Here is a 6,066-nt window from a genome sequence, read left to right on the forward strand (position 1 = left end):
CTCCTACAACGAAATCGTCACCCTCCTAGAAACCGAAGGCCTCGACAAATTCGTCACCAGCTGGAAAGAACTCCTCACCGACGTCGAAAACGCCCTCACCACCGCCCGAAAAGCAGCCTAAACCACCAAACACCCCGCCCCCCCAGCCGCGACACCAAAAATACCGCGCGATGACATTCGAGAACTCCTGGCAACATGTGGGACTGAACAATCACATGCCTAACGGGAGTTCTCGCTAATTGAAAGCAACAACAGATTCATCTCACATTTCAAGACGCTGTCCCCGCACAAATGGCTTTGCAGCGGCGTGTGTCATGAACATCGAAGCGAGTTCTTATGTATGTGGGATTTGTATTGATGATGTTTTACAGGTGATGAAGGTTTGACCCTTCGGATCCGTCCTGCACGGGGGGCCAAGCGCCTCGTGCTGCGTGGGTTGAAGACCGTCGTGGTGTGCAATCGGGGAAAAGACATCCAATGAGGTGTTAGGGCGTGTCTCCCAATGTGGTCGTCGGTGGTTTGAGATAAGTGTTGAGTGAAATCGCGTTACGCCGTTCTATCTGATGACCAGTGGGCAATGATTGTCCCGTTCATGCCCCAGGCGACGGGGAAGTCTGGTCGGCCGTTCAATGATCACCGCCTCATGACGGAGGGGATCATTTATCGGTATCGGGCCGGTATTCCGTGGCGTGATCTGCCTGAACACTTCGGCCCGTGGCAGTCGGTGTGGAAGCGTCATCGCCGCTACAGCCTGGACGGGACTTGGGACACGGTCCTTGCTGCTTTGTTGACCCGTGCTGATGCTGCGGGGCTGATTGATTGGGAGGTGTCGGTGGATTCCACGGTGAACCGTGCCCACCAGCACGGCACCAATATGGCCCGGACCACAGGGGGACCTGTCGAATGACAAGAATCTGCTGATTGAGCCTGAAGACCACGCAATTGGTCGGTCCCGCGGTGGTTTGACGACCAAGGTCCACGCCTTGGTCGATGGGAACATGCGGCCCCTGGTGCTCTTTCTGGGGCCAGGGCAGGGCGGTGACTCGCCCCTGTTTGAGAACCTCATGGAAGCGGTGAAAGCCCGCCAGGCCCGTGCCGGGCAGGTACGTACCTGCCCGGCACGGGCCATGGCAGACAAGGCTTACTCCTCCAAAGCGATCCGAGCCTATCTGCGCGAACGCGGTCTCCAGTGCGTCATTCCCGAGAAGGAAGACCAGAAAGACAACCGGAAACGCAAAGGATCCGCCGGTGGCCGGCCCGTGGAATACGACAGGGAAGCCTGCAAGCGCCGCAATGTCGTCGAACGCAGCTTCAACACCATGAAGCAATGGCGCGGACTGGCCACCCGCTACGACAAACTCGCACTCACCTACCGCTCAACAACGGTCCTACAAGCAGTTTTCATCTGGAGCACCGCATGAGGAGACACGCCCTAGGTGGGGATCGGGAAGACGAGCGTTAGCGAATCGCTGCTGACGTGTCGAAACATATCTGGATGACATCAAAACCGGGGCGTTGTTTCTTGTTCCGGGATGGGTCTGGTGGGTGTGCGCTGGTTGGCTAGGCGGTGTCCTGTATGGAGGGGACGTGAGCCTGATCGTCTGCTCGTGTGGGGAACGTGAGAAAGCACTTTTGCGACTTGCCCGGCACATTTTTTGTGGGTGGGTGGATGGGCTTTTAGGTCTTGTTGCGTGGGGTGCTGAAGGACTGGTTGGTAGTAGTGATGAAGCCGCTGTAATGGTGGTGGAGCGAAGGAACCGGCTCATCTGTGGCCATTTGGTCAAGAGTCAACCGATGTAGTTTTTCGGGAGGAACTGGAGATGTCTAAGCGAGAATTACTGGGCAAACCGTTCGATATTTCGAAGTGGGAAGTCTGGGAGGCATACAAGAAAGTCAAGGGTAGTCAAGGGGCTCAGGGAGTGGACGGGCAGACCTTGGAGATGTTCGAGGAAGACTTGCAGGGGAACTTGGACAAGATCTGGAATTGGATGTCCTTGTCGAGCCTATTTCCCTCCTGCAATGCTGGGCGTTGATATACCGAAAGTCGGTGGCGGGGTCCGCACGTTGGGCATGCTGACTGTTGCTGACAGGATCGCGCAAGCGGTTGTGGTGCGGCATCTGGAAGGGAAGGTCGAACCGATCTTCCCTCCGGATTCTTAGGGTTACTGGCCCGGGCGCTCGGATGCGGTTCAGGTGTGCCGGAGGCAGTGTTGGAAGTATGTGTAGCGGTGGCTTGGTGCACGGTTGGAGCACTCAAATGGTGTGCTGGTGGGTCGGGATCGTGGATCCCTTCAAGGCTCCGCAGTATCCCCGGTGCTGGCGAACTTGTGCGTGGGTTATGCCTTCGATCAATGGTTGGTGCGAGAACACCCGGATGTGGTGTTCGAGTGTTACGCCGACTTATGCGGACGATGCGGTGGTGCATTGCACCAGCGAACCCCGGGCCCGTGAGGTGCTTGCGGGGATCGCCGGGCGAATGGGGGAGCTGGGACTGGTCCTGCATCCTGCCAAGACCGGGATTGTGTACTGCAAGGACGGCAAACGCAGCCAAAAATTTGATCGGACTGGATTTACGTTTCTGGGCTATACGTTTCGGCCGCGCGTCTCGCGGGACCGCAACGGAGTAACGTTCCTGGCGTTCCTGTCCGCGGTCAGCAAGCAGGCCTTGAAAAGGATCGGCCGGAAAGTCCGCCACTGGCGGATGTATCGGCAGATTTATCACACCTTTGGTGAATTGGCTCGGGCGATCAATCCGATCGTTTCTGAGTGGATGCGGTGCTGCGGCCGGTTTTACCCATCGCTGATATTTCCCCTCATGGCACGCATGCATGCCTAGTTGGTGCGTTGGATCCGCAATAAATATCGACGGTATGACTGAACCCGCCGTGGCAGGAAGAAGCTCCTGAAGCTCACTTGTGCGTATCCGCGCGTCTTCCGTCATTGGCAACGGATCACCACTATCTGCGAACAAGCACAAACGGTGTGTCTGATTCCTAAATTTGGTGGCGGTGTTTCTCGCCCCAAACCTGCCCGGGATCATCCTGGACCGACTGGAAGAATTTCCGGGGAGTTTTCGTCAAGGACCGATTGTCTCGAGAGAAAGCAGATGGACTCGACCGATCGGTCCTGCCGCGCATGGGAGCCGCATTCGCGAAGTCTTGTGCAACTTCGTCGATGCGTTGATGGTGACAATCTGCATGCGCGGAATATAGGACAACGTGCGGCAGAAGAGTTGATTTCCGACGTCTTTGTATTCCCAACCGTGTATCAGGCTCAGGACCTGACCGGTATCGGGGTCCAAGCTTCCGGGCAGGGATCGGACGTTGAATAAGGAACAGTTCTGGCTGTGCGGACCGCCCAGGCTGGGCTGGTTCAGCGATGGTGCGTACGGGCTGGGACTGCAGAAAGTCACGGCTCTGGTGCGACGGTCCCTGGAGTTTTTTGCTCTTGGATAGACCCGAAGGGAACCGTGTCACTGAGCGTGTAACGGGATGGATCGGGGCGGGTTACGAGAGCTTTCAAACGCTCGGTCTTGGGAGGGAAGGCCGCCCCAGACAGGGCGACGGTCAATGAACAAGGACTGCCCCTCAGTGGTGTTTCTCCGCTGGGGGGCAGTCCCTGAAATTCCTCGACTACGGGCCCTTGTAAGTTGCAGGGGTCCGTGCTCCGAAGTTGGTGTTAGGAGATGGCGGCGCGGAGCTGCTTGGCTGCCAAGGCGGGGTCGGCTGCGCCGTAGATGGCACCGCCGGCTACGGCGACGTCGGCGCCGGCTTTCTGGACGGCTTCGATTGTTTTCAGGCTCACGCCACCGGCAACGGAGAACGGAACGCGGGCTTCTTCACCGGCTTTGAGCAGTCCAGTCAAGTCGAAACCGGGCTTGGCTTGCTCGTCCAGGCCAGCGTGCATTTCTACGAACTTTGCACCCAGTGCGCGGGCTTCCTTGGCACGGGTGGCCTTGTCTGCCACACCGATGAGGTCAACGACAATGCCCTTATTGTGTGCCTTGGCCGCTTTGACGGCGCCGGCGATGGTGGAGTCGTCGGCAGTGCCGAGCACGGTGACCAGGTCAGCGCCGGCCTTGAAGGCGATGTCAGCCTCAAGTTCTCCGGCATCCATGGTCTTCATATCGGCGAAAACGATCTTATCCGGGTGTGCCTTTTTGACTGCGGTAACAGCGGAGAGGCCGGCTGCCTTAATCAGCGGGGTACCGAGCTCGATGATGTCGACGTACTCGGCGACCTGGCCGGCGAGTTCGAGTGCGGCTTCAGTCGTGAGGAGGTCCATGGCTACTTGGAGTTTCATGATATTGCTTCTTTCTATAGGGAACTGCGATGGGTACGGAAAGTGGGGGCTCGATTATTCGAGGTTGGCGTGCCTGAGCCAGAGCTCTTCGGCCGGTGCATCGATGTTGTCCCACAACGACTGGAAGATAGCCTCTGTGGCAAGGAAAAGCACTTGTTCGAAGAGGGACCCGGCGTATTGGCGGGAAACACTGGAGCCGTGGTCGGTCTTCTGGGCTGCGGGAATGACCACTAACGCGTCGGCAAGTTTAGCCAGTGGCGAATCAGGGTTGGTGGTGAACGCGGCAATGCGCGCTCCGGCCTTCGCTGCTGTTTCCGCTGATTTGACCACTCCCGAAGTCGTTCCCGATCCGGAAGCTACCAAAAGCAAGTCACCGGAACTGATGGCTGGAGTGGTGGTGTCACCAGCAACATGGACGTCCATGCCCAGGTGCATCAACCGCATGGCGGCCATGCGCAAGACCAGACCGCTCCGGCCCGCTCCGGCAACGAACACCCGTCCTGTCTGGCCGAGCTGGCCTGCTAAGCCGGCCACCTCGTGTACATCAATTTTCGCTGCCGTGTCAACGATCTCGTCCCCGACCAAGGACAGATTACGACCAATCTCACCAGCGGTCGTGTGCACGGTAGGCATCGCCGTTATTGTTGGATTCACGATTAATCCCCTTCGATTCAATCACCGGCCTGGAACGGCCGCTCGGATGCTTTCCGGTTGATATCCATCATCGCCAAGCAAACGAGCAGAGGTAACACTGTTTTCTGACAGTCCTAACTACACTTTCGGACAGGGCGCCCTTCTTCGTCCTCGACAGACCACCTGGATAAGCGCCAACACCGGTTACGACTGACCCTGCAATGTCTGAGGTTGAGGCATGTTGGTATTGATTTTCCTGTAGAGCAGCCTAACGATGGTTCGTTTGATGCCTGGGTGAGCTGCTCGATCGCCTATGGGTACCGGCATGGCTTGCAACCACGACTACATGGGCGTATTGCGCTGACGCGAAGGTCAGTTCAGTTGCTTCCTATACGACAGGCCAATGGGATGCCAATCTGAAGAGCGTCACACCGAGGCGAATCTCTAACGACTCACGCCCGGGCGGAGTAGTTCCGGGCTACCGAGAGGCGCTTGTTGTTGAGCGTTTCCTAACTTTAGGGCGGGCTTGCCTTCCGGGTAGGGCGCTTGTGCTGGCCAGCCTCATGCCCGACTGCAGTGTCAGGCTACTCGCGAGTTGGACACTCAAGACGTTTCACTCGTGGTGTTATGGATGCGGTGATCGAGTGAACTGGAGCCGGGTAGCAGTGTAGCCGTTTGTTAGCGCAGCTGGAGTGAATGACGGGACGGTTTACGACGTGTCAGATACCAACGAAGGCAGGCATGTATCGCGGTGGCTTCAGCTTTCAGGCCTAAGCCTGCTGTGCCGCTCCGGGATCCGCGTTACTGAGGTAACGGGGAAACCAACGTCGTTCCTGTCCGCCAGAGATAACGGGATGATGGGTATGCCCGAGGTTGACAGTCTGGCTCGTTAATTTAACGACAGGTTGGGTGCTTGCTCTATCAGCACCGGTCAGCTGTGTTCCACCAATTTATTGCTGATACCGACCTGCACGACGAAGAAGGCGAGAGGCACCGGCTGCAGCCTCAGACCTCCTGAAGTACGTGTTTGCTCATTGTTGAGATTGGGGCCTGGGCTATTTGGTAGTTCAGGGGGCGTCGGTCGCCGGGGAGCCGTGTGGGGGTGTTGTTGAGTTCTTCGGTGAGTAGTTG

At 57.6% G+C, this 6,066-nt stretch carries 3 protein-coding genes and 2 pseudogenes; 3 read left to right on the forward strand and 2 right to left on the reverse strand.

Annotated elements, in window-relative coordinates; genetic code table 11:
- The 3 genes and pseudogenes from QMG25_RS19990 to QMG25_RS20000 all read left to right on the forward strand — a co-directional run.
- Nucleotides 1-121 (forward strand): annotated as a pseudogene (locus tag QMG25_RS19990) (transaldolase); the annotation flags it as partial.
- A gap of 456 nt (nt 122-577) precedes the next feature.
- A pseudogene (locus tag QMG25_RS19995) lies at nt 578-1,421 on the forward strand (IS5 family transposase).
- A gap of 917 nt (nt 1,422-2,338) precedes the next feature.
- Complete coding sequence (locus tag QMG25_RS20000; RefSeq protein WP_283462845.1) at nt 2,339-2,836, forward strand: RNA-dependent RNA polymerase family protein; 498 nt, start codon at nt 2,339-2,341, stop codon at nt 2,834-2,836.
- 842 nt (nt 2,837-3,678) lie between these two features.
- Here QMG25_RS20000 and hxlA read toward each other — a convergent pair.
- Nucleotides 3,679-4,302 carry a 3-hexulose-6-phosphate synthase gene (gene hxlA / locus QMG25_RS20005; protein WP_283462846.1) on the reverse strand — a complete coding sequence of 208 codons (624 nt, stop codon included), beginning with the start codon at nt 4,300-4,302 and terminating at the stop codon, nt 3,679-3,681.
- A gap of 54 nt (nt 4,303-4,356) precedes the next feature.
- Nucleotides 4,357-4,935: a 6-phospho-3-hexuloisomerase gene (gene hxlB / locus QMG25_RS20010; RefSeq protein WP_283462847.1), complete on the reverse strand. Its 579-nt coding sequence runs from the start codon at nt 4,933-4,935 to the stop codon at nt 4,357-4,359.
- Nucleotides 4,936-6,066 lie beyond the last annotated feature (1,131 nt).

It is taken from the genome of Arthrobacter sp. H35-D1 (genome assembly GCF_030063185.1).
Classification (GTDB): Bacteria; Actinomycetota; Actinomycetes; order Actinomycetales; family Micrococcaceae; genus Specibacter.

Excerpts from the sequence above, each read along its gene's own strand:
- QMG25_RS20000 (WP_283462845.1), top strand. The coding sequence starts at position 2,339 with ATGCCTTCGATCAATGGTTGGTGCGAGAACACCCGGATGTGGTGTTCG.
- hxlA (WP_283462846.1), bottom strand. The coding sequence starts at position 4,302 with ATGAAACTCCAAGTAGCCATGGACCTCCTCACGACTGAAGCCGCACTC.
- hxlB (WP_283462847.1), bottom strand. The coding sequence starts at position 4,935 with ATGCCTACCGTGCACACGACCGCTGGTGAGATTGGTCGTAATCTGTCC.